The sequence below is a fragment of the Neobacillus niacini NBRC 15566 genome (assembly GCF_001591505.1).
GTDB lineage: Bacteria > Bacillota > Bacilli > Bacillales > Cytobacillaceae > Neobacillus > Neobacillus niacini.
On the sequence record NZ_BCVA01000023.1, the window covers coordinates 1 to 21,533 of the forward strand.

Here is a 21,533-nt window from a genome sequence, read left to right on the forward strand (position 1 = left end):
TGGTAGTTGATTGTTGGCAAGCGACTGGCAAGTCTGGTCTCCTTGCTAACGATCAATATAAAAAATGGTCTGGTAGTTCAGTTGGTTAGAATGCCTGCCTGTCACGCAGGAGGTCGCGGGTTCGAGTCCCGTCCAGACCGCCATACATATGGCTCAGTAGCTCAGTCGGTAGAGCAAAGGACTGAAAATCCTTGTGTCGGCGGTTCGATTCCGTCCTGAGCCATTATAAAGGGGAAGCTTACAAATTGTAAGCTTCTTTTTTATTTGTAACAATTGTAATGCTTATGTAATAAAATATCCAAATATTTACAGCGTCTTATCGAAGTGTGTCTTTATTTGTAAAATATGGTCATAAACTAATACTTTTACAAAACATTGGTATAATAACTTTTACCTACTAATATAGGAGAAATATCATAGATTAGCACCTATCATTACAACTCCTATGAATGTAGTAAAATGTCAGGTATTATACAATTTTGTTACATTATCAAGACTAATCGCTATTTTTTTAAAAATTATGGTAAAGTTATAAAGTAGAAAAAGAGGGAAATTTCTTTTGTAGTGATAAAGTACTAGATTTAGAGAGTTGTTTCCGTAATTTAGGAGGATTCCAATGTTATTTTTTAATAAAGGAAGTAAATCAAGTAAATTCGTGAAAAAACAATCCTTGAAAACTGCTGTTATGACAGCGTTTACCGCTTCCGCACTATTAATTAGCAGTGTTTCAGCTAGTGCTGCAGGATCAATTAAGTTAACAACGGTGTACCATGTATACCATAATCAACAATATATAGGCACTGTTTCGAATAAAGAGGTTGTTGAAAAAATTGTCGAAGAAAAAGCAGATCAGTTTCAAGAATCCACTAAGGATTTAAACCTAGAATTTGGCTCTGATATTGAGTACATAAAAGAACAGGTTTTTCATTCAACAGCAAATGATACAAAAACGATTCAAGACCTTGAGAGTGTTATCCAGCTCCAAGCTGAAGCTTCCTCCATCGTCATCGATGGACAGGCGGTTGCTTTCTTAGAAAACCAAGAAACTGCAGAAGATGTTATTAATCGGCTTAAACTTAATTATGTAACTCAAGCTCAACTAGATGAATTAGAAGCTAGAAAATCTGCACCTATAACAGAGTTACCCGCATTGAAGGAAAATGAAACTCGTATATTAGACGTAAGAGTATCTAAAAATGTTTCATTTGATTCAGAAAAAGTAACGCCAGACAAAATTATGTCTGCTGAAGAAGCAGCTACCTTTTTACAAAAGGGGACGTTAGAAGAAAAGAAATATGCTGCCCAACCTGGTGATGTTCTAGGGACGATTGCCAATAATCATGGCTTAACTTTAGCAGAATTTCTTGCATTGAATCCAGGTCTTACAGAGGGGTCTGTTGTAAATATTGGCCAAGAGGTTAATGTGACAGCTTTAAAGCCATATCTTGAGATTATTGTTGAGAAAGAAGAAAATCGAAAAGAAGCTATTCCGTTCGCAAATCAAGTAGTAGAAGATGGTAATATGCCAAAAGGCGAAACAAAAGTACAGCAAGAAGGTAAGAATGGAGAACGTTCTGTAAATTATCGTGTTTCAACACAAAATGGTGCAACCATCAGCAGTGTAGTCACAAGTGAGACGGTACTTGCAGAGCCCGTTAATCACATTGTTGTAAAAGGTACAAAGGTGATTCCTTCACGTGGTAGTGGCAATCTTGCATGGCCAACTGTTGGAGGTTATATATCCAGCCAGCAAGGTCAAAGATGGGGCAGAGCCCACAAAGGAATTGATATCGCTAGACCTAGCAATCGAACCATAAAGGCAGCTGATAATGGTAAGGTCGTATCTGCGGGCTTTGATAACGGCGGCTATGGTAACAAAATTGTTATTGATCACCAAAATGGTCTGCGCACCGTATATGCTCACCTGGCATCCATTAATGTTAGTGTTGGACAAACGGTTTCACAAGGCTCAGCTATTGGTGTAATGGGCTCAACTGGAAACTCAACTGGAGTACATTTGCATTTTGAAGTGTACAAAAATGGGGCCCTTCAAAATCCATTAAATTATGTTCATCAATAATTAAACAATACAAAAGAGTCTCTACTAGTACTAGAGGCTCTTTTGGTGTTAAATACTACTAATAGATGAATTACAGTTGAAACCATGGTAAAGTAAATTAGAGTAGAAATGCCATTTAACTGATTCAATAGATTATTTAAAAACAAAGGAGCAATGGGTATGGAAAAGAAAATTCTCGTAGTGGATGATGAAAAACCGATTGCGGATATTTTGCAGTTTAACTTAAAAAAAGAAGGTTACGATGTGTACAGTGCTTATGATGGAAATGAAGCACTGGCCATGGTAGAAGAAGTACAGCCAGACTTAATTCTCTTAGATATTATGCTGCCATTAAAGGATGGAATGGAAGTTTGCCGTGAAGTCCGTAAGAAATACGATATGCCGATTATTATGCTGACAGCAAAAGACTCAGAAATCGATAAAGTATTAGGTCTCGAGCTTGGTGCAGATGATTATGTGACAAAGCCTTTCAGCACAAGAGAACTAATTGCAAGGGTAAAGGCAAATTTACGCCGTCATCAAGTGGTTGTCTCTCAAGCAGATGAAGAAGTCGAAACAAATGAAATTGAAATTGGCTCCCTTACGATTCATCCAAATGCATATGTCGTTTCAAAACGCGGTGAAACAATAGAATTAACACATCGTGAATTTGAATTGCTCTACTATTTGGCTAAACATATCGGTCAGGTTATGACAAGGGAACACCTGCTGCAAACCGTTTGGGGCTATGATTATTACGGTGATGTCCGAACAGTAGACGTAACGGTTCGCCGTCTGCGTGAAAAAATCGAAGATAATCCAAGCCATCCTACATGGATCGTTACCCGCAGAGGAGTGGGCTACTATTTGCGTAACCCTGATCAGGAGTAATGCCCCACATGAATAAGGTTAGTTTTTTTCGCTCTATACACGTAAAATTTGTCATTATCTATGTCCTGCTTATTTTAGTGGCGATGCAAATCATCGGCGTTTATTTTGTCAGGCAGTTAGAAGATACATTAAGGACAAATTTTCAAAATTCCTTAAAGGAACGTGTTAATTTACTTGCCTATAATGTAGTCGAAGAGATGGAAAAGAAAAGAACGCCTGAAGACCCTACTCTTGAAGAAGAAATCAGAAAAATACTGCGTGATTTTGAATCGGCAGATATATCTGAAGTGAGTGTAATAGAGGGTAAGACTCGAAAGATTATTGGGACATCAGATCCGAATCAGGGTGTCGTAGGACAACGTACCACGGAACTCCTCATTACCCAATCCCTTAATTTAGAGGAAGATCAAAGTAATATTCGAATTGAGCCCCATAACCTTCATCGTATTTGGGTACTATCTACTCCAATTAAGTCGGGGGATAAAGTAATTGGTGCCATCTATCTTGTGGCAAAAATAGAAAATGTTTTTACCCAAATGAAAACCATTAATGGGATATTTGCCACAGGCACTGGTATTGCCTTAGCGATTACAGCGATATTAGGAATACTTCTCGCCCAGACGATCACCAGACCAATTGTTGATATGCGAAAGCAGGCATTGGCGATGGCAAAGGGGAACTTCTCGCGTAAAGTCAAAGTATACGGTCAGGATGAAATCGGTACTTTAGCGATGACCTTTAACAATTTAACAAAAAAATTGCAGGAAGCACAGGCAATGACCGAAGGAGAAAGAAGAAAGCTTTCTTCTGTTTTATCGTATATGACAGATGGTGTTATTGCGACTGATCGTAAAGGCAGAGTGATCTTAATTAATGATCCAGCGGCAGAAATGCTGAATGTTTCACGTGAAACAGTTCTCTCACAGCCAATCGTTTCTTTATTAGGGCTAACGGATACCAATACATTTGAAGATTTATTAGAGGAAAAAGAATCATTAATTCTTGATTATAGTACGAAAAAGGAACCTTATATCCTCCGTGCCAATTTCTCAGTCATTCAAAAAGAGACGGGTTTTGTTAATGGTTTGATTGCCGTCCTTCATGATATAACGGATCAGGAGAAAATTGATGCGGAAAGAAGAGAGTTTGTGGCCAATGTATCACATGAGTTACGAACTCCGCTTACAACGATGAGAAGTTACTTAGAGGCATTGGCAGACGGTGCATGGAAGGATGAAGAAATTGCGCCCAATTTCCTGGAAGTAACGAGGACGGAAACAGAAAGAATGATTCGATTAGTCAATGACCTCCTTCAACTCTCTAAATTGGATAGCACGGATTATCGACTTAACAAGGAATGGGTTAACTTTGTCGATTTTTATCATCGAATCATCGACCGGTTCGAAATGGCCAAGCAGCAAAATGTAAGCTTCAAAAGGCAGCTGCCGGACCATGCTATTTTTGTAGAAATAGATGAGGATAAAATGACACAAGTTCTTTACAATATCATCTCAAATGCAATGAAATATTCTCCCGAAGGCGGACAAATTACTTTTTCGATTAAAGAGGAAGAAGAAAAAATTATTGTCAGTGTTTCGGATCAAGGTGTAGGGATTCCAAAGGAGAATATCAGCAAAATCTTTGATCGTTTTTATCGTGTTGATAAAGCAAGAACGAGAAAGTTAGGCGGTACAGGATTAGGCTTGGCCATTGCAAAAGAAATGGTAAATGTTCATGGCGGTATGATTTGGGCTGCCAGTGAAGAGGGAAAAGGAACGGAAATTTCTTTTTCACTGCCATATGAGCAAACGGAAGAGGATGAATGGTCATGAAATATGAAAATAGTAAATCAGCGATCTTAACCTTTCTCGTTCTGGTTAGTATTGTTTTAACTTGGAATCTTTGGACGTACCAGCCCAATTTTGACATTATGAAAAATAATAATTATGTGGAAGAAGTAACGTTAAAAGAAAAACTCGATCTTCACCAAATTATTAGTCCGGACCTTGTTCTTTTTCATCGAGATGACCAGCATTTTGGGACCACAAATGCAGTAGATCTTGATAAAATTATGAGTGAAATAAGAGAATGGTCTATCTATGATGTAAAAGATTATTCGGAAAATGTAAGGGACATTAAAGAATTAGTTCATGGAAATGGAAATGCTGAACTTGTATTTCCAGCAGATGTGCCTATCGAAATCTACCGAAGTGTATTAAAATTTGAGGAGAAGAAAATTCCTGCTTTCAATTTTAATCGAATTGTTATTAATGTTGAGAATTCAGAAAAGGCAAACGGTACGGTGTACTTTGTTTCTTCTGATTATCAGCAAGTTTATATTAGTCATATTTCACCAAGTTTATTAAACGATTTTAACCGTAATTTTTTTAGAAATGCTGAGCAGTACCAGCCTTATTTCTCCTTTGACGCTTCAGAACAACGGAAGGTCTTTATCCCTGATGGAAAGCTGGAAATGATGGAATTCACCTATTTACCTGTGGTGTTAAACTCAGAGGCGTTCAAAGAGGCATTGTTTAGTGACCCCAATTTCGTACAAAGGGGCACTGTCTTAGGGGTAGAAGAGTTTAGTGACGTCTCCAGTAAGATGACAGTGAATAATGATACCAATATGCTGCTCTATGTGAACCCTACAGGAGGGCCCAATTATGTGGACAACTCTTATGATTTATTAAAGAGGAGTATTGATTTCATTAATGGACATGGAGGCTGGACAGATCCTTATCGTTATGTAGCAAAGGATGAAAAAAGAAAATCTGTTAAATTCCGTTTATATAGTATCGATGGCTATCCCGTCTTCAATGAAAGCGGGATGTCAGAAATTGAAGAAGTATGGGGCAGAGATGAAATTACGAAATACGTTAGACCTAATATATCTTTAGAGCTTCCATTAACTACAGAAATGGTAAAGGTAACCCTTCCATCCGGTACTTCTGCATTGGAATTTCTCAAAAGCCGAAAGAATTTTAAACCGGAATTACTAGAACAACTCGTTTTAGGATATCGGATGTCAAAGGACACAAGCGAAAATAAACTGATTCTCCTAGAGCCGGCTTGGTTTTATCGATATAACCAAACATGGGGACAAATCACGAAGGAAGACCTGGGGGGATTGCTGCGTGGATTGGAGTAAAATAAAAACAATCTTTATCATCACGTTTTTGATTTTAGACGTCTATCTCTTGTTTCAATTTATGAAGATCCGGGACGCTAATAAATACGAATACATTACACCAACCTCCATTGAAGAAATGCTAGAGGTAGATGAAATCAGCTATAAGGAACTGCCAAAAGGTCCATTTAAGGATCAGTATCTAAGTGCAAAGCCAAAGTTGTTTACGAAGGATGATACGACTAAACTAAAGGGACAAACCACGTCTCTTAAGGAACCTAGCACGTCTCTGCATGTCAAATTAGATAAACCAATTCCTTTAAACGCAAAATTTGAGGCAGCTGATATTACTGCTTTTATAAAGGATAATGTGTTGTATGGTGACCACTATCAATTTTGGAAGAAGGATGATAAGAAAAACATCATCACCTACTTTCAACATTATGAGAATATGACGTTATATGAAAATTTAAGCGGCATGCTTACATTTCATATTGACGACAATAACCAAATTGTATCTTATGAACAAACGTATTTAGAGGATATTGAAAAAATGACAGAAAAGGAGGAAATCCTCCCTCCTTTAAAGGCATTAGAAACCTTACACCAAAAAGGTGTGCTGAAGCCAAAAAGTAAAATTACAAAGGTTGAACTGGGCTATTCCTCATTAATTCAGCTTTCAGCTTCACAAGCGTTAGCGCCAACATGGCGTTTTGTGGTGGATGATCATGAAAGTCTGTTTGTCAATGCATTAGAAGGACAGATTATAGAATTTAACAGCGATGAAAATAGGGATGTGGAGTGAAATCAAATGTCATTACGTTATAGCATTTTAGCGAGCGGAAGTACGGGGAATTCGCTTTATGTTGAATCAGACGAGCATTCCTTTTTAGTAGATGCCGGTTTTAGCGGGAAACAAATGGAGGCATTTTTTCAGCATATAGATCGTGATATAAGTAAATTATCAGGAATATTTGTTACTCATGAACACAGCGACCATATAAAAGGGATTGGCGTGTTAGCACGTAAATATAAGCTGCCAGTTTATGCAAATGAAAATACATGGCGTGCAATGGAGCGGTTAGTCGGGGATATCCCTACTGAACAAAAAATGATTTTTAGCACAGAAAGTGTAAAAAGCTTTGGGGCAATAGATATTGAATCTTTTGGAGTATCGCATGACGCGGCAGAACCCATGTTTTATGTATTCCACCACTCGGGTAAGAAATTGGTCTTGATTACAGATACGGGCTATGTGAGCGACAGGATGAAAGGAATCATTTCAAATGCAGATGCCTATATTTTTGAATCCAATCATGATGTTCAAATGTTAAGAATGGGTAGATATCCTTGGAATATAAAACGAAGGATTCTAAGCGATCTTGGACACGTTTCAAATGAGGATGCGGCGATTGCTATGAGTGAGGTCATCGGAGACAATACCAAACGAGTGTACCTTGCCCACTTAAGTCTCGACAACAATATGAAAGACTTAGCAAGAATGTCAGTAGCCCAGACACTTCAGAGTCAGGGGCTAATCGTCGGTGAGGGGTTTGATCTCTATGACACGGACCCTAAAGTACCTACTATTTTAACTGCAGTTTAAAGAATAGCTGAAGCGCCTAGGCGTTGAAGCTAGACCATTTAAAGAACAAAGATACCTCAATGTTGGTATCTTTGTTCTTTTTTTTATAAAATAGTTTTGGACAGAGTATAATTGTAACTATAAGCCAAAATATTAATTAGTTGCTTATGAAAGGGAGACGTGGTGAAAATGGGTTACTATGATGATCATTCACAAGGGCGTAACCAAAAGATGAATAGGAACAGAGGCAGTTTTCTACTTGCAAGCATTGTTGGTGCGATACTTGGGGCAATGCTAGTTGTTATTTCAATTCCGGCATTATCGAATCAAGGTTTCCTTCCTTACAATGTACAGCCCAATCAAAGTGAATCTGCAGGGACAAATGATAATCAAGATAATTTTATTCAGCAGCAAGTGTCATACGATGTAAATACGGATACGACAAAAGCCATTGATAAGGCTGCCGATGCGGTAGTTGGGATTAATAATATACAAACATCAAATTTTTGGTACGACGAGGGCGGAGACAACCAAGGACCTGCGGGTACCGGGTCAGGTGTCGTTTATAAAAAAGCAGGAAATAAAGCTTTCGTTGTAACCAACCAGCATGTAGTTGAAGGAGCTACACAGTTAGAGGTAACCTTAAATGATGGCACGAAGATACCTGCTAAACTTCTCGGTGGAGATGTTTGGACGGACTTAGCTGTTCTTGAAATTGACGCAGCTAAAATTAATAAAATTGCTGAATTCGGTAACTCGGATGCCTTAAAGATGGGTGAGCCGGTAATGGCGATTGGAAATCCATTAGGTGCTACCTTTTCAGGATCGGTTACACAAGGCATTATCTCAGGGATTAATCGGACAATCCCGGTTGATATTAACCAAGATGGAATTATGGATTGGCAGGCAGAGGTATTGCAAACAGATGCAGCTATTAATCCTGGTAACAGCGGTGGTGCCTTAATTAATATTGCTGGACAACTTATAGGGATTAACTCAATGAAAATTGCCCAAAATGCTGTTGAGGGGATTGGATTATCTATCCCGATTAATTACGCAAGACCCATCATTAATGACTTAGAACAATTTGGCGTGGTCAAACGGCCATATATGGGAGTCGACTTAAAGTCAGTGGCTGAAATTCCTGGTTACTATCAAGAAGAAGCATTAAAATTACCAAGGGATATTACTTATGGAGTTGCTCTTCGTCAAGTTGTACCGAATTCACCGGCTGCACAGGCTGGGTTACAAGAGCTGGATGTCATTGTAGAGATGGATGGAAAAACCATACATGACGTAATTGATCTCAGAAAGCATCTATATCAAGAGACAAAAATTGGCGATCAAATGAAAATCAAATATTATCGAGAAGGAAAACTGCAAACGACCACGATTACCTTAGCGGAAGACAGGTCGTAAATGGGAAAGCAGAAAGGTGTAATCGCACCTTTCTGCTTTTTTATGGTATAGTGGTTGATTGTATGAAGTAGTTTGGATAGTAAATAATAAGAGAAAAAGTATACGGGAAGGAGACGTTAAATTGATCTATTGCTGTGAGGAACATGTAGATTTGGCATTGGATAGCGTTGTGAATGAATTTGAAACGTTTCCAGTTTTATCAAAAACAACTGGGGATAACTTATCAACAGGTTGTGAATATTGCCAAAATAGAGCTGTATATATTGTGGCGAACAAATGATTCCATACAAGATGTGGATAAAAAATGTGGACATGTGGATAACTTTTGTGGATAAGTTGTTTGTAAACTGTTTGTAACATCAAAAAAGAGGGTTGTGGATTGTGAATATCTCAATAATCACGGTTGGCAAATTAAAAGAAAAATATTTAAAAATGGGAATTGATGAATATTTAAAACGATTGAATGCATATGCGAAAGTGGAGGTCATTGAAGTAGCGGATGAAAAAGCACCTGAAGAATTAAGTGAGTCTGAAATGGTTCAGGTTAAGCAAAAAGAGGGAGAGAGAATTTTAGCTAAGATTAGCCAGGATACATATGTAATAGCCCTAGCTATTCATGGGAAAATGCAATCTTCTGAGGAGCTTGCCGATACATTAGATAAACTAGCCACTTACGGAAAAAGTAAGATTGCTTTTATTATCGGAGGGTCATTAGGGTTAAGTGAAGAGGTATTAAAAAGAGCAAATGAACATCTATCTTTTTCAAAAATGACTTTCCCCCATCAATTGATGAAGTTGATTCTTATAGAGCAGATTTATCGAGCATATCGGATAAATCGGGGGGAACCTTACCATAAGTAAATGAGGTTTTTTCAATCAAAAGGAAGGACCCACATTATGATTATCCGTAACATTGACTATTTTAGTTGTTCTATTCCTAAAGACCTATAATTTTTCAAAAATGGGACTAGAACCTTTATGAAAATTTAAAAAAGTTACCGACAATTAGGGATAATAATAAACTTAGTATATTTGTAGAAATTTTAGTTTATTTGACATAAAATGAAGGATATAGTAGAAAAATATAAAAGTTTGGAAAAGGGAGTTTTTCATGAATAAAATTGCACTCGTCATTGGGGGATGCAGGGGTATTGGCAGGGCTATAAGTTTGGAACTTTCGAACCAAGGCTTTTATACTTATGCTACCAGCAGGAATCCAATGCATGTAAAGGCTATGAATGGGGTTACTCCTATTTATTTAGATCTTACAAATCAGGAATCGATAGATAATGCATTTGCCGAGATTGAAAAAAATCACGGAAAACTTGATATTCTAGTGAATAATGCAGGCATGAGTATACCTAAACCATTTGAAGATGTCAATGCAACTGAATTAGAAAGTGTTTTCAGGACAAATGTTTTTGGCCCCTTTTTATGCACTCAAAGGGCTTTTCCGATGCTAAAACGTGGTGGCGGGAGAATTATAAATATCACATCTATTTTAACTAAAAGGGCCCTCCCGCAAAATTCAATCTATACAGCCTCCAAACTAGCGTTAAAGGGATTTGGAGATGTACTTTCTGAGGAATGGTTCAAGTATAAAATACTCACTACGAATCTTGTATTAGGTGCTACATACACAGACCTGTGGAAGGATGTTCACGATGTATCTCCTAAAGATATGTTGAATGTTCAAGATGTTTCTCGTGCTGCAGCCTTTATCGCTGCTTCACCACTAGATGTAAGAATCGACGAAATGATGCTTACTCCTCCAAAAGGAATTGTCTAGACACTTTTAAAAGATTGAGGTGAATAAAAATAATGGTTCATTTAAGTAGACTAGTAACTTTTTCTGCTAGCCATTTTTATCGTGTACAGCATTGGTCTGATGAAGAGAATAAGAGAGTATTTGGATTATGCAGTAACATCCATGGTCATGGTCATGATTATGTAGTTGAGATCATGGTGAAGGGGAAGGTCAATCCGAAAACAGGGATTGTAATCAATACAACGGAAATAAAGGATATTGCTCGTCAATTTATTGGAAATGAACTAGATGGAAAATTTCTCAATCATGAACATCCTTATTTTAAGGATCATCAACCAACTACAGAAAATCTCGTCAACTATATATGGTCTTTGCTAGAACCACACTTGCATTCGTGTGAATTGCATAAGATTCGATTATATGAAAACGATATACTATTTTCAGAGAAGGGAAGGGACAACATGATTCATTTAACAAGAAAATATCATTTTTCTGCTGCGCATCGACTGCATAGTAATAAGTTATCAGAAGAAGAGAATCAATCCTTGTTTGGTAAGTGTAATAATCCTCACGGCCATGGCCATAATTATTATCTCGAAGTGACAGTAAAGGGCCAACCCGATCCTACGACAGGAATGATCATAAACCTAAGTGACTTAGACAGTATAGTTGAACAATTGGTCTTGGAGAAATTTGATCATAAGCATCTGAATTTAGATACAGAGGAATTTAAGGATTTGAATCCGACAGCAGATAATATGGTTGTAGTAATATGGAATCTTCTGGCTCCGTTTCTGCCGAAATTACATAAAATTGGCCTCTGGGAAACAGAAAAAAATTACTTTGAATACTATGGTCCTGGTGATGAATAAATTGGAGAGACCACATGTCATTAAAAACTAAATTATCTATTATTTTCTCTCTAGTCGTAACAGTTATCTTGGTTCTAAACAATTCACTCTATTATACCTTCACCAAAAAATTATTGCGTGATGACCAGGAAAAGCAGGTAGAGTTATTAGCCAAGGAAATTAGTATTACAATTGAAAATTCACAGTATGGATCACAAATTGTCGAGGATTTAATTGGGGAAAAATTAAGAATTGCTGCCATTGCTGCTCAAAATAAGCTGCCCAGCAAATTAGAGGATGTTACAAATGAGGAATTAGAGGAAATCTCTAAAGAACTTGGTGTATCGTATATTACGCTTCTTGAAAGACAGAAAGAAGATATTAAGGGTGTAAAGTCCTCGGATCCGAATGAACGTGATATGAGCACCAAAGATTGGGGATATTGGTATACAGCTTTTAATCAATTGTTTGATAAAAAGGAAGTGACGATAGCGGAAGGGCAAAAACTTCCCAACTATTGGTCTGGACCCTTTAATACTTCTTATACCGATCCTAATCATGTCGATAAATGGGGTTACTATCATGATGGTTCCACGGATTATATCATTAATCCCTATGTCCGGGATAATCAAATTATTGATTATAGTAAACAAGTAGGACCTGAATCTAGTATTAATAAAATATTGGAAAACTCTAGTGCACTTTTGGAAATCACGGGTTTCAACCCTCGAACATTTGGAAAACCACCTATATATACAGAAATAAATGGGCAAAAGTATATTGATTATGTTAATGAAGATGTCCAATTTGGAAGCTACACGTACAAGGATAAACAGAATGATACCGCTAATGTACAAAAAGCCGTGTCAACAGGGAAAATGGTAACCGTTGAAACCGAAGTTAATGGAAAGCATGTTTTAAAAAGCTTCATTCCCATTCAATCAACTACTCCTTATGTAATAAGCGTGGTAACTGATTACCAGTTTATCACGGATATTTTAAACCAGCAGTTATTTAATAACATCATTATTTCAATTGCTGTTTTAATTTTCGTTTTAATTTTAAGTAATCTTTTAGCCAGTTACATAGTGAAACCTATTAATCACGTACTTCATAAAGTAAATGAGATTGCAGCTGGGAACTTTGGGGCTCAAGTGGATATTAGGCGCAGAGATGAATTGGGAGTTCTAGCCAAACAAGTAAATGCAATGTCACTTAACCTAGAAAGCTATACAAAGGAATTAACAGAAAAAAATGTTGAGATTGAATACCACGCGTTTCATGATTTCCTCACTGGTTTACCCAATTTACGTTCATTCACGCATCAATTCGAAAATATTATCGGGCAATCGCAACAAAACCAAAACCCTATCGCTGTTTTGTTTGTTGACTTAGATCGATTTAAATTTATCAATGATATGTTTGGACATGCTGCAGGGGATTACCTACTAAAGGAGATTGCGGCTCGAATTTCAGAGAATATAAAGGATATCGATATTGTATCTCGTATCGGAGGAGACGAATTTATCATTTTAATGCCTCATTGTTCAAGAGAGGAGGCAGCCATTAAAGCACAAGTTATCATTAATCAAGTCTCTAAACCTTTTATCTTTGAAGGAAATGACCTGTATGTAACACCAAGCATTGGGATTAGCTTATATCCTTATGATGGGAATAATGCAAATGATCTCCTAAAGAATGCAGATGTAGCGATGTATCGTGCGAAAGAACAGGGTAGAAATACCCACTACTTCTATACACCAGATATGAATGATTTAATAGATCGTCGTCTCAAATTGGAAAAAGGGTTACGCAAAGCATTAGAACGTTCAGAGTTTGAATTGTTCTACCAACCGCAAATTGACTTGAAAACCGGAAAGCCAGTGGGGAATGAAGCCCTCATCCGTTGGGTCCATCCTGAGTTGGGACCGATATCACCTATGGAATTCATTCCGTTATCTGAAGAAAATGGCCTTATCGTTCCCATTGGTGAATGGGTATTAGAACAAGCGTGTGAGCAAAATGTGCTATGGCAGCAAGCGGGTTTTCCTCCTATGCGCGTTTCTGTGAACCTATCCGCTCGTCAGTTCCAGCAAAAAAATCTCGTGGAACGGGTAACAACCATTATTAAAAAAACAGGTCTGGATCCGCAATATCTTGAGCTGGAAATAACCGAAAGCATTGCAATGTATAATGAAGAATATGTAATTTCAAAACTAAATGCATTAAAAGATATTGGGATTAAGATAGCCATTGATGACTTTGGGACCGGTTATTCTTCCTTGAGTTATCTTAAGAAATTCCCAATTGATACATTAAAGATTGATAAATCCTTTATGAGAGATTCTGACCTTGAAATCTGTTCGACAATCATCGCGATGGCTCGCAACATGAAATTAAATGTGATTGCAGAAGGGGTAGAAACCAAAGAGCAAGTTGAGTTCCTTAAAGATCAGAAGTGTAATGAGGCACAAGGGTATTTCTTTAGTAAGCCTCAATCGAAAGCGGCTATAGAAGCTTTCCTTAGGACGATTTAGCTATTGTTACGGCGAATGAATAGCTCATAAGAAAACACCTCCTTTCAATCGAAAATATATTTGTCGGTTAAGGAGGTGTTTTTCGATGTTAGAAATGATATGAATTTAATAGCTTATTTTAAAAAGGAGAGAAAAATGATAAACGAACAGCTTATTTCATTAATAAATAAATACCCCGATTTGGCACAAGGTCCCATAAATGAACATCAATATGATCAAACCAGTCAAATTATCCATGGAATAAAAAAATTAATTCAGTTATGTGGTGATGACCCTGAACGGGATGGGTTGATTGAGACCCCTTATCGTGTATTAAAGGCATATCTTGAATATACAGAAGGAAATCATGAGAACCCTATGCTTCATTTGGAGAAAACATTTGATGTCAATCATCAAGAATTAATATTAGTAAGAGATATTGAATTTCACTCCTTATGTGAACATCATTTCGCGCCATTTTTTGGTGTTGCCCATATTGGCTATATACCAAAAACTAAGATTACAGGTCTATCCAAAATTGCAAGGATGGTAGAAGGTTATGCCAAGAGATTTCAAGTTCAAGAACGCCTTACAAATCAGCTGGCGGATGCAATGGAGATAGTATTGGAACCACAAGGTACGATGGTCGTTATAGAGGCAAAACATATGTGTATGTGTGGGAGAGGTATTAAAAAAACAAGTGCCTCTACTACAACAACAGCTGTACGTGGCTATTTTGCAGACCGTGCAGATGCGCGTTCAGAATTTTTATCATTATTGAATCGGTAGATAAAGGTGATCAACGATAAATTTAGGTAATAATGGTATGGTGTTTAACATTGCGAAGTTTTTATAATTTTTATTCTATCTAGGATTTCTTTTTATTTTGTCAGTAGTTTCATACCTGGGAAGGTCTATTTAAGATTGGGAGACTTTGTCAAAAACCTTATTTAGATATGTTACGGTGAACCGTATCATAAGTAAATGAGGTTTTTGTTAGATAATGATTAGGAGGTCAAAAAATGAAAAGAGCTTATTTAGCTAGCCCGTTTTTTAATGATAAAGAAATTGGATTTGTAGAACAGGTTGAGAAGATTTTAAAAGAAAAGGGCTTGAAGATATTCTCGCCAATGAGAAAGCCAACGGACAAACAAGCCGAGTTCGGTTCACGTCAATGGTCAATTGAAACATTCATGGATGATTTAAAATATATTAATTGGGCTGAAATTGTTGTGGGTATCTACCATGGCAACTATTCGGACAGTGGAACAGCCTGGGAACTGGGTTACGCTTATGCTACGAACAAGCCTGTAATTTTAATTCATCTTGGTGAAAATAGTAATCTAATGGTGCATGAAGGTTCACATGCAAATATTACTTTGGATGAACTTAAAGATTATGACTTTGAACAACTACCTAGTTCTTTTTATTCAGGTGAAATGCGCTAATGACTAAACCTCATTTTCATTAGACACGGTGAACCGTATCACAAGTAAATGAGGTTATTATAGTAAAACCTTTAGTTAAAACTGGCTCAGCAGCTTAGAATATTCTAAGCTGTTTTTGTTTCTAATCCGATAATGTCCGTATAAAAAATATCGATTGAAGGATCAATAGCCTGTCCATCAAAAAATTGAGTGTCTTACCTACTTTACCTGTCCAATACAATTAAGATTCCTTTTCATATGATATAAAAGGATTCCTATTTGTTGCAAAGCTAATCATAAGATAAATTCAAGGCTAGATGAGGAAATAAATCAGCTCATTTATTATAATTTCTAAAATATAGAATGGATTTAGACACGGGGGGAGGAATATGAAACAACCTAATAAAAATTCTAAGCATAGATCCATTGGCAAATGGCTGTTCAATGAAATTGAACTTAACGACAAACTTCTTTTTGATAAGTTTATGAAGGAAAGCGAATGTCCAGCCACCGTCTGGTCCTCTAACTTTGCTTACCTATGGGCATCTTCACAGTCTAGAAACAGGAAAACGGTTTGGAAAATCATTGATGGTATGTTAGTACCGTTTTTTTATAATGTTAAACATCAATATCTTTCTCTTGTTTGTCTGCCTTTTGGAAAAGGAAATGCAGAGCATGTCGTTACAGTTCTATATAAATGCATGGTTTACTGCTATGAGTTGAACAAATTAACGGGAAATCAGATATATAGCAGAGTACGTACTATTAACGAAGCCCAAATGCAATTTTTACAATCCTCCAAGAAATTTAATCAATATTTCGACCCTAAAAAATTAATGGGGATTGAGAGGCATTATAGTATACAAAAACTCATCAACTTGGCCGGAAAAGAATTCGCATACGTCCGCAGAAAAATCAATAAGTTCCATCGTAAATATCCTCAAGCTATTATTCGAAAATATGCAGCGGATACAGACTATCAGAAATTAGTGAAATTTAATAGAAATTGGACAAACAATCATGATAAATCTCTATTTGATGGTACGTACTTTAAGGAAATCTTAAAGTACCCAGATGAGTTGGACCACACTGTAATAGTTGTTGAAATTGATAATCAAATTGTTGGTATGACATCAGGGGGGTGTTTGCCAACGGGACAATCTTGGTCATGCTTAAGGAAAGGTGACCAAAAGGTTGAAGGACTATCGGAGCTGCTTTTATGTGAATTGGTAAAAGAATGCTATAAGGTCAATTCTTCTATTGAATATATGAACGACGGCAGCGATCTGGGGGAAAAAGGGTTACGTTTCTTTAAAGAACGGTTTAGACCAGAATTAAATTTAAACCGGTACCGGGTTTATCTTAAAAATTTTAATTACCGCTAAACTGGTTTTCAAATCAACAGCACCCTCTAATTTAATGATAGGGTGCTGTTTGTTCTTAATATTCACCTTTAATTACAAAAAACGAACCACGTATGGTTCCGGCCAATTTAGACTTTTGCCTGGCAAACTTAAACTTCGCTTCTAATTCTTTTGGGACCTCCATCCCCTCGGAAAGCTTAAAACCAACAGCTCGTTTTGGCTTTGGTCCATCAACCGTATACAGGACGTTGACCTCAAGACCATCTTCATAAAATACGTAGGTCCATTTGATATTTTCCACTTGAAAACGGGACGTTTCTAAAGGTGTAGCCGCGAACTCAATATCACGTTCTTCTTTTAAAATGCGATTCACATAATCAAGGATCTCGGGGGACTCACTAGCTGGAACAACCGTGAATTCATGCTTATATTTGTTCATAAAGTAACGGGCTTCATTCGCACGTAAACCAGCAAGTGTTTCTGCTACTGGTGAAGACTCTAAACCAATAGTAGACACAGTTTTAAAATCAACTGTATAAGACATTTCCTTTCCTCCTTTTATTTCTTAACAACAGGAATCCACACTTCACCATATACTAGGCCGTTGCGCTTCCCCATCTCAACGGATGTATTTGGCCCGCCAACATAAGCGAAATCCTTTGCTTCTGGCAAGACTTGACCAAAGGCAATACCAGTGAGCATATTACTCAACGCTTCAGACGTTTCTGCTTCGCCTTTTACAACCAGATAATCTCCTTTAGGAAATTGAATCACTCGGGATGCTTCAGGTAATGTTGCCTCTGTCATGACGCCAGCATAATGCATCATCTTGTTATTCACTGCTTCATTCACTACAAAAATGTAGTCATTTGTGGCAACGGCTTTTAACTTGTCAAGCCTTCCATCTTGTGTGACTGCTGACCAAAAGTCTGACTTTTCCTTGTTTATACCAACATAGTCTGTGTAGTGGCTTTTAAGCTCAGTTCCAATACCTAAAACGGTAAAGCTATCTTTTTCTTCTAGAGTAAAATTTGTCATATACAAACCATCCTTTTTATAAAATTTGTCAAATGATTTATCTTTTCACTTGATGAGTTTATAATAGTCTTTAATCATGTCAAAAAATGATACTGTTTAGGAGAACCTGATGAAAAAAGTTGAACGGATCAATATTATCATGCGGTATATCAATAACCGATCCCACTTTACCATTTCTGAGATCATGCAGGAATTTAATATCTCTCGTTCGACCGCTATTCGAGATATTCGAGAAATTGAAGCAATGGGGATGCCTCTCGTTGCTGAAGTTGGAAGGGATGGGGGTTATTTTGTCATGAGCAACTCTGTCCTGCCGACTGTCCGCTTTACCGATAATGAGATCAAGGCTCTTTTTATTGCGTTTATGGCTACACGTAATCAACAACTTCCTTATCTAAAGAGTCGTCAGTCTTTAGCAGAAAAATTACTGGGTCTCATTTCGAAAAACCAACAAGATGACCTTGTTCTTTTAAATCAACTCTTGATTTTTGAAGGGACCAATCCCCATAATCCCGATTTGCTTGAGCTGTCAGACCTGCCACATCCCATGTTAGAAAAACTTATCCAACTCCTTCTTTTAGATCGCCATTTATTGATTACCATTGAAGAAGAGAAGAGAACAATGTCTTATCCTATTTATCTCTTGAACCTTTATCATCAAAAAGGTCTTTGGCTGATTGAAGGCTTTTACTTAGAGGAAGAAAAAGTGCGGATTATCCCTGTAAACAATCTCACCAATGTCATTCTGAATTCTGATAAAAAGAGATTAAGTAAGAAAAAAATTTTAGAAAAACTAAGTAAGCAGAAAGAAGCAATCAACTTTGTCCTTGAACTGGGGCCAAAGGCGATTGCACAGTTCAGAAAATACCATCCCTTAAAGGTATCCATTTCCTATACGGACCCTTATCAAACCACAGCCATTTTAAAAACTTTCATCAATGTTACTATTTCAGAAGAATTGACTGAAATGACAAATTGGCTTCTTTTCTTAGGTGAAGATATCAAGGTCAGAGAAGTGCCAGAAGAAGTCTTAGAAGGTTTACAAGATAGATTATTCTTATACTGCCCATAAGCACGGCCAGTTAAAACTCATTTTGATACACAAAGGTTTAACCTCATTTAGATGTGTTACGGTGAACCTTATCATAAATAGAAGCAGTTTTAAAAAAAAGTTCAAATTCGGACAAGAATGAGCATAAAAAGCAAGGACTTGTCTGAAGTCGTGTGAACTTCGGACAAGGATGAGCATAAAAGGCAAGGTCATGTCTGAAGTTATGTGAACTTCGGACAAGGAAGGGCATAAAAAGCAGGGTAGAGTCCGAAGTCGTGTGGACTTCGGACAAGGATGAGTATAAAAGGCAAGGTCATGTCTGAAGTCGTGTGAACTTCGGACAAGGTAGAGCTAAAAATGCCAGGTCATGTCTAAATTGGTGTGGACTTCGGACAGGGATGAGTATAAAAGGCAAGGTCTTGTCTGAAGTCGTGTGAACTTCGGACAAGGAAGGGTATAAAAAGCAGGGTAGAGTCCGAAGTCGTGTGGACTTCGGACATGAATGAGCATAAAAAGCTAGGTCATGTCTGAAGTCGTGTGAACTTCAGACAAGGTAGAGCTAAAAAAGCCAGGTCAAGTCCGAAGTCGTGTGAACTTCAGACAAAGGTGGGCATAAAAAGCCAAGTCATGTCTGAAGTCGTGTGAACTTCGGACAGGGAAGAAACAGTTTCGGGAAAAATACCAATCTGTTATATAAAATAAGAGTCACTTGTTTTTCCAAAGGAGGTAAGGTTTTTCTTTAATACCCTGCCGATATACCTTTCTTCTTGAATAACTTCTGCCTTCCGGTCAAATTGCACCTCACCCCTCATAGCCCTTTTCTAGGTTGAAATAATAGAACTTTTCTCCTTGTGTTAACTCTATCCGCGTGTTTAAAGATCGCATTTCCAATAATTCATCTAATTCTCGTCGGCTTCTAAGTATCATTGGCCACTTACTTTCTAAGCCTATTTTATATAATAATCGGACAGACGCGTGTGAATTTTCCGTTAAATTTTAATAGGCAATTATTATAGTAAACTGCTGCTTACACAGGTGCGGTACACCTACCATAAATAGAAGCAGTTTTTATCTACATTGGATTTTCTCTTATTAAAATAAAGCTACTTTCACCCCCGATTTTTGTCGATTACTTCGACATTATTGGGGGGTGACAGGCACTGTCTTTCATAAATCATATCTTCAGCAAAGTCGAAGGGTTCTCATGTTTCACTCACCAAAATATATATACTAATAGATATTTTAAATCATGGTTTTGGATAATTATGTGTCTATTCACCGTATCTGTAGTACCACCAAAATATTTGCAGGAAAGTCCACTTCTATGTTGTAAGTAGAGGCCTATGGTTGTTACATTTTAAATAAGAATATACTTTTTAAGCCGAAACTATTGTGGAAAGAGGGAAAAGGATGATTATTGGATTAGTAGTATTAGCAGGTTTGCTCTTAATAGGTCTTATATACGAACAAGTTTCGCGGCGCAGTGATGGGAAAAGACTCCCTACCGGTGAAATGATCGATGTTGGCGGCTATCGTCTCCATCTAACAGATTCTGGTCAAGGTGGGCCCACGGTCATCATTATTCATGGTGCGGGTGATAGCTCTTATTCATGGATACATATTCGTAAAGAATTATCTAAGTTTACTAGAGTTATTACTTATGACCGTGCAGGTATGGGCTCAAGTGATCCCGGCCCCGTGCCAACTCCGGAACAAACCATCAAAGAACTTAAGACCCTACTAGACAAGACTGGTGTTCCTGGACCATATGTACTTGTGGGTCATTCCCTAGGAGGGCTGATTGCCCGACTCTATGCTTTAAAATATCCTAATCAGGTGGCTGGCTTAGTATTCTTAGATTCGTCACATGAATTTTTAAAGGATGATGCCAAGTTTAAGCAGGGTTTTGCCATCATCGGTTTGATGCTGAAGATACTAAGACTGATGTCTCCATTTGGTATTCCTCGATTCTTTGGTAATATTCTAGGCATTATACCGATGTTTATTAATGAACTTTCCTATTACAAACAGCAGCTTAGTGCGGAGGAATACAAGCTATGGAAAGAGATAGTTTACAGTGTTTTTGCCAAAAGGACAGCGGAGGCGGAATTCAAAGGTGCATGGGCACACTTAAATAAAGCTACGAATCAATTAAATAACGGTATGGAAGAACCACAGTTTGGTGACCTTCCAATCGCTGTTGTAAGCAACCCAGGATTTGGTGCTCAATGGACCGAGATGCAAAAAGAACTGGCCTCCCGTTCCACTAACCATATCCATAAGATTAGTGATCGAAAAGGACACAGTCTGCAAATGCCACGGCCCGAATATGTTATGGAAGCAGTCCATCACGTAGTTAAACAAGCACAGGAACGTGGCGGTCAAACTCTAGCTGGATCATATCAGGAACATAAATCTTAAATATAGTTTGTAA

20 protein-coding genes and 2 tRNA genes are annotated in these 21,533 nt (G+C 37.5%); 19 read left to right on the top strand and 3 right to left on the bottom strand.

Annotated elements, in window-relative coordinates; all coding sequences use genetic code 11:
* Window positions 1-66 precede the first annotated feature (66 nt).
* The 17 genes from BANA01_RS16540 to BANA01_RS16615 all read left to right on the top strand — a co-directional run bounded on the left by BANA01_RS16540 (window position 67) and on the right by BANA01_RS16615 (window position 17,031).
* Window positions 67-143: transfer RNA gene (locus BANA01_RS16540), tRNA-Asp, on the top strand.
* Between the two features lie 7 nt (window positions 144-150).
* Window positions 151-223, top strand: a tRNA-Phe gene (locus BANA01_RS16545).
* A 393-nt stretch (window positions 224-616) separates the two neighbouring features.
* Entirely contained in the window at window positions 617-2,080 is a 1,464-nt protein-coding gene (locus tag BANA01_RS16550) for a M23 family metallopeptidase (protein ID WP_063253922.1), read from the top strand.
* Window positions 2,081-2,239: 159 nt separating this feature from the next.
* Window positions 2,240-2,950, top strand: coding sequence for a response regulator YycF (gene yycF / locus BANA01_RS16555; protein ID WP_063253923.1), 711 nt, complete (start codon window positions 2,240-2,242; stop codon window positions 2,948-2,950).
* Window positions 2,951-2,958: 8 nt separating this feature from the next.
* Window positions 2,959-4,782 carry a cell wall metabolism sensor histidine kinase WalK gene (gene walK, locus BANA01_RS16560; protein ID WP_063253924.1) on the top strand — a complete coding sequence of 608 codons (1,824 nt, stop codon included), beginning with the start codon at window positions 2,959-2,961 and terminating at the stop codon, window positions 4,780-4,782.
* A complete protein-coding gene (locus BANA01_RS16565; protein WP_063253925.1) occupies window positions 4,779-6,101 on the top strand; it encodes a YycH family regulatory protein in 1,323 nt (440 codons plus the stop codon). Before walK ends, BANA01_RS16565 begins: the two co-directional genes overlap by 4 nt.
* Entirely contained in the window at window positions 6,088-6,885 is a 798-nt protein-coding gene (locus BANA01_RS16570) for a two-component system regulatory protein YycI (protein ID WP_063253926.1), read from the top strand. The genes BANA01_RS16565 and BANA01_RS16570 overlap by 14 nt, the downstream gene beginning before the upstream one ends.
* A 6-nt stretch (window positions 6,886-6,891) precedes the next feature.
* A complete protein-coding gene (locus BANA01_RS16575; RefSeq protein ID WP_063253927.1) occupies window positions 6,892-7,686 on the top strand; it encodes an MBL fold metallo-hydrolase in 795 nt (264 codons plus the stop codon).
* Window positions 7,687-7,854: 168 nt separating this feature from the next.
* Window positions 7,855-9,084: a S1C family serine protease gene (locus BANA01_RS16580; protein ID WP_063253928.1), complete on the top strand. Its 1,230-nt coding sequence runs from the start codon at window positions 7,855-7,857 to the stop codon at window positions 9,082-9,084.
* Window positions 9,085-9,205: 121 nt separating this feature from the next.
* Window positions 9,206-9,364: a CxxH/CxxC protein gene (locus BANA01_RS29175; RefSeq protein ID WP_082799560.1), complete on the top strand. Its 159-nt coding sequence runs from the start codon at window positions 9,206-9,208 to the stop codon at window positions 9,362-9,364.
* A 101-nt stretch (window positions 9,365-9,465) separates the two neighbouring features.
* Complete coding sequence (rlmH, locus tag BANA01_RS16585) at window positions 9,466-9,945, top strand: 23S rRNA (pseudouridine(1915)-N(3))-methyltransferase RlmH (protein WP_063253929.1); 480 nt, start codon at window positions 9,466-9,468, stop codon at window positions 9,943-9,945.
* 250 nt (window positions 9,946-10,195) lie between these two features.
* Window positions 10,196-10,873, top strand: a complete 678-nt coding sequence (locus BANA01_RS16590; RefSeq protein ID WP_063253931.1) for an SDR family oxidoreductase — start codon at window positions 10,196-10,198, stop codon at window positions 10,871-10,873.
* Between the two features lie 32 nt (window positions 10,874-10,905).
* Entirely contained in the window at window positions 10,906-11,724 is an 819-nt protein-coding gene (locus tag BANA01_RS16595; RefSeq protein WP_063253932.1) for a 6-carboxytetrahydropterin synthase, read from the top strand.
* 14 nt (window positions 11,725-11,738) lie between these two features.
* The gene (locus BANA01_RS16600) at window positions 11,739-14,240 is read left to right on the top strand and encodes a bifunctional diguanylate cyclase/phosphodiesterase (protein WP_063253934.1); all 2,502 of its coding nucleotides are present in this window, start codon (window positions 11,739-11,741) and stop codon (window positions 14,238-14,240) included.
* A 135-nt stretch (window positions 14,241-14,375) separates the two neighbouring features.
* On the top strand, window positions 14,376-15,008 hold the full coding sequence (gene folE, locus BANA01_RS16605) for a GTP cyclohydrolase I FolE (protein ID WP_082799564.1): 633 nt from the start codon (window positions 14,376-14,378) through the stop codon (window positions 15,006-15,008).
* Window positions 15,009-15,241: 233 nt separating this feature from the next.
* Window positions 15,242-15,667 carry a nucleoside 2-deoxyribosyltransferase gene (locus tag BANA01_RS16610; protein ID WP_063253935.1) on the top strand — a complete coding sequence of 142 codons (426 nt, stop codon included), beginning with the start codon at window positions 15,242-15,244 and terminating at the stop codon, window positions 15,665-15,667.
* A 368-nt stretch (window positions 15,668-16,035) separates the two neighbouring features.
* Complete coding sequence (locus BANA01_RS16615) at window positions 16,036-17,031, top strand: phosphatidylglycerol lysyltransferase domain-containing protein (protein ID WP_063253937.1); 996 nt, start codon at window positions 16,036-16,038, stop codon at window positions 17,029-17,031.
* 55 nt (window positions 17,032-17,086) lie between these two features.
* On the opposite strand, the gene BANA01_RS16620 is transcribed toward BANA01_RS16615, so the two are convergent.
* A complete protein-coding gene (locus BANA01_RS16620) occupies window positions 17,087-17,554 on the bottom strand; it encodes a hypothetical protein (RefSeq protein WP_063253938.1) in 468 nt (155 codons plus the stop codon).
* Between the two features lie 14 nt (window positions 17,555-17,568).
* Complete coding sequence (locus tag BANA01_RS16625) at window positions 17,569-18,048, bottom strand: GyrI-like domain-containing protein (RefSeq protein ID WP_063253940.1); 480 nt, start codon at window positions 18,046-18,048, stop codon at window positions 17,569-17,571.
* A gap of 109 nt (window positions 18,049-18,157) precedes the next feature.
* On the opposite strand from BANA01_RS16625, the gene BANA01_RS16630 reads away from it, so the two are divergent.
* On the top strand, window positions 18,158-19,120 hold the full coding sequence (locus BANA01_RS16630; RefSeq protein WP_063253942.1) for a helix-turn-helix transcriptional regulator: 963 nt from the start codon (window positions 18,158-18,160) through the stop codon (window positions 19,118-19,120).
* Between the two features lie 668 nt (window positions 19,121-19,788).
* On the opposite strand, the gene BANA01_RS30650 is transcribed toward BANA01_RS16630, so the two are convergent.
* On the bottom strand, window positions 19,789-19,911 hold the full coding sequence (locus BANA01_RS30650; RefSeq protein ID WP_268875095.1) for a hypothetical protein: 123 nt from the start codon (window positions 19,909-19,911) through the stop codon (window positions 19,789-19,791).
* Between the two features lie 598 nt (window positions 19,912-20,509).
* Between BANA01_RS30650 and BANA01_RS16635 the strand changes: the two genes are divergently transcribed.
* Complete coding sequence (locus tag BANA01_RS16635; protein WP_063253943.1) at window positions 20,510-21,520, top strand: alpha/beta fold hydrolase; 1,011 nt, start codon at window positions 20,510-20,512, stop codon at window positions 21,518-21,520.
* The last annotated feature ends 13 nt before the right edge of the window (window positions 21,521-21,533 follow it).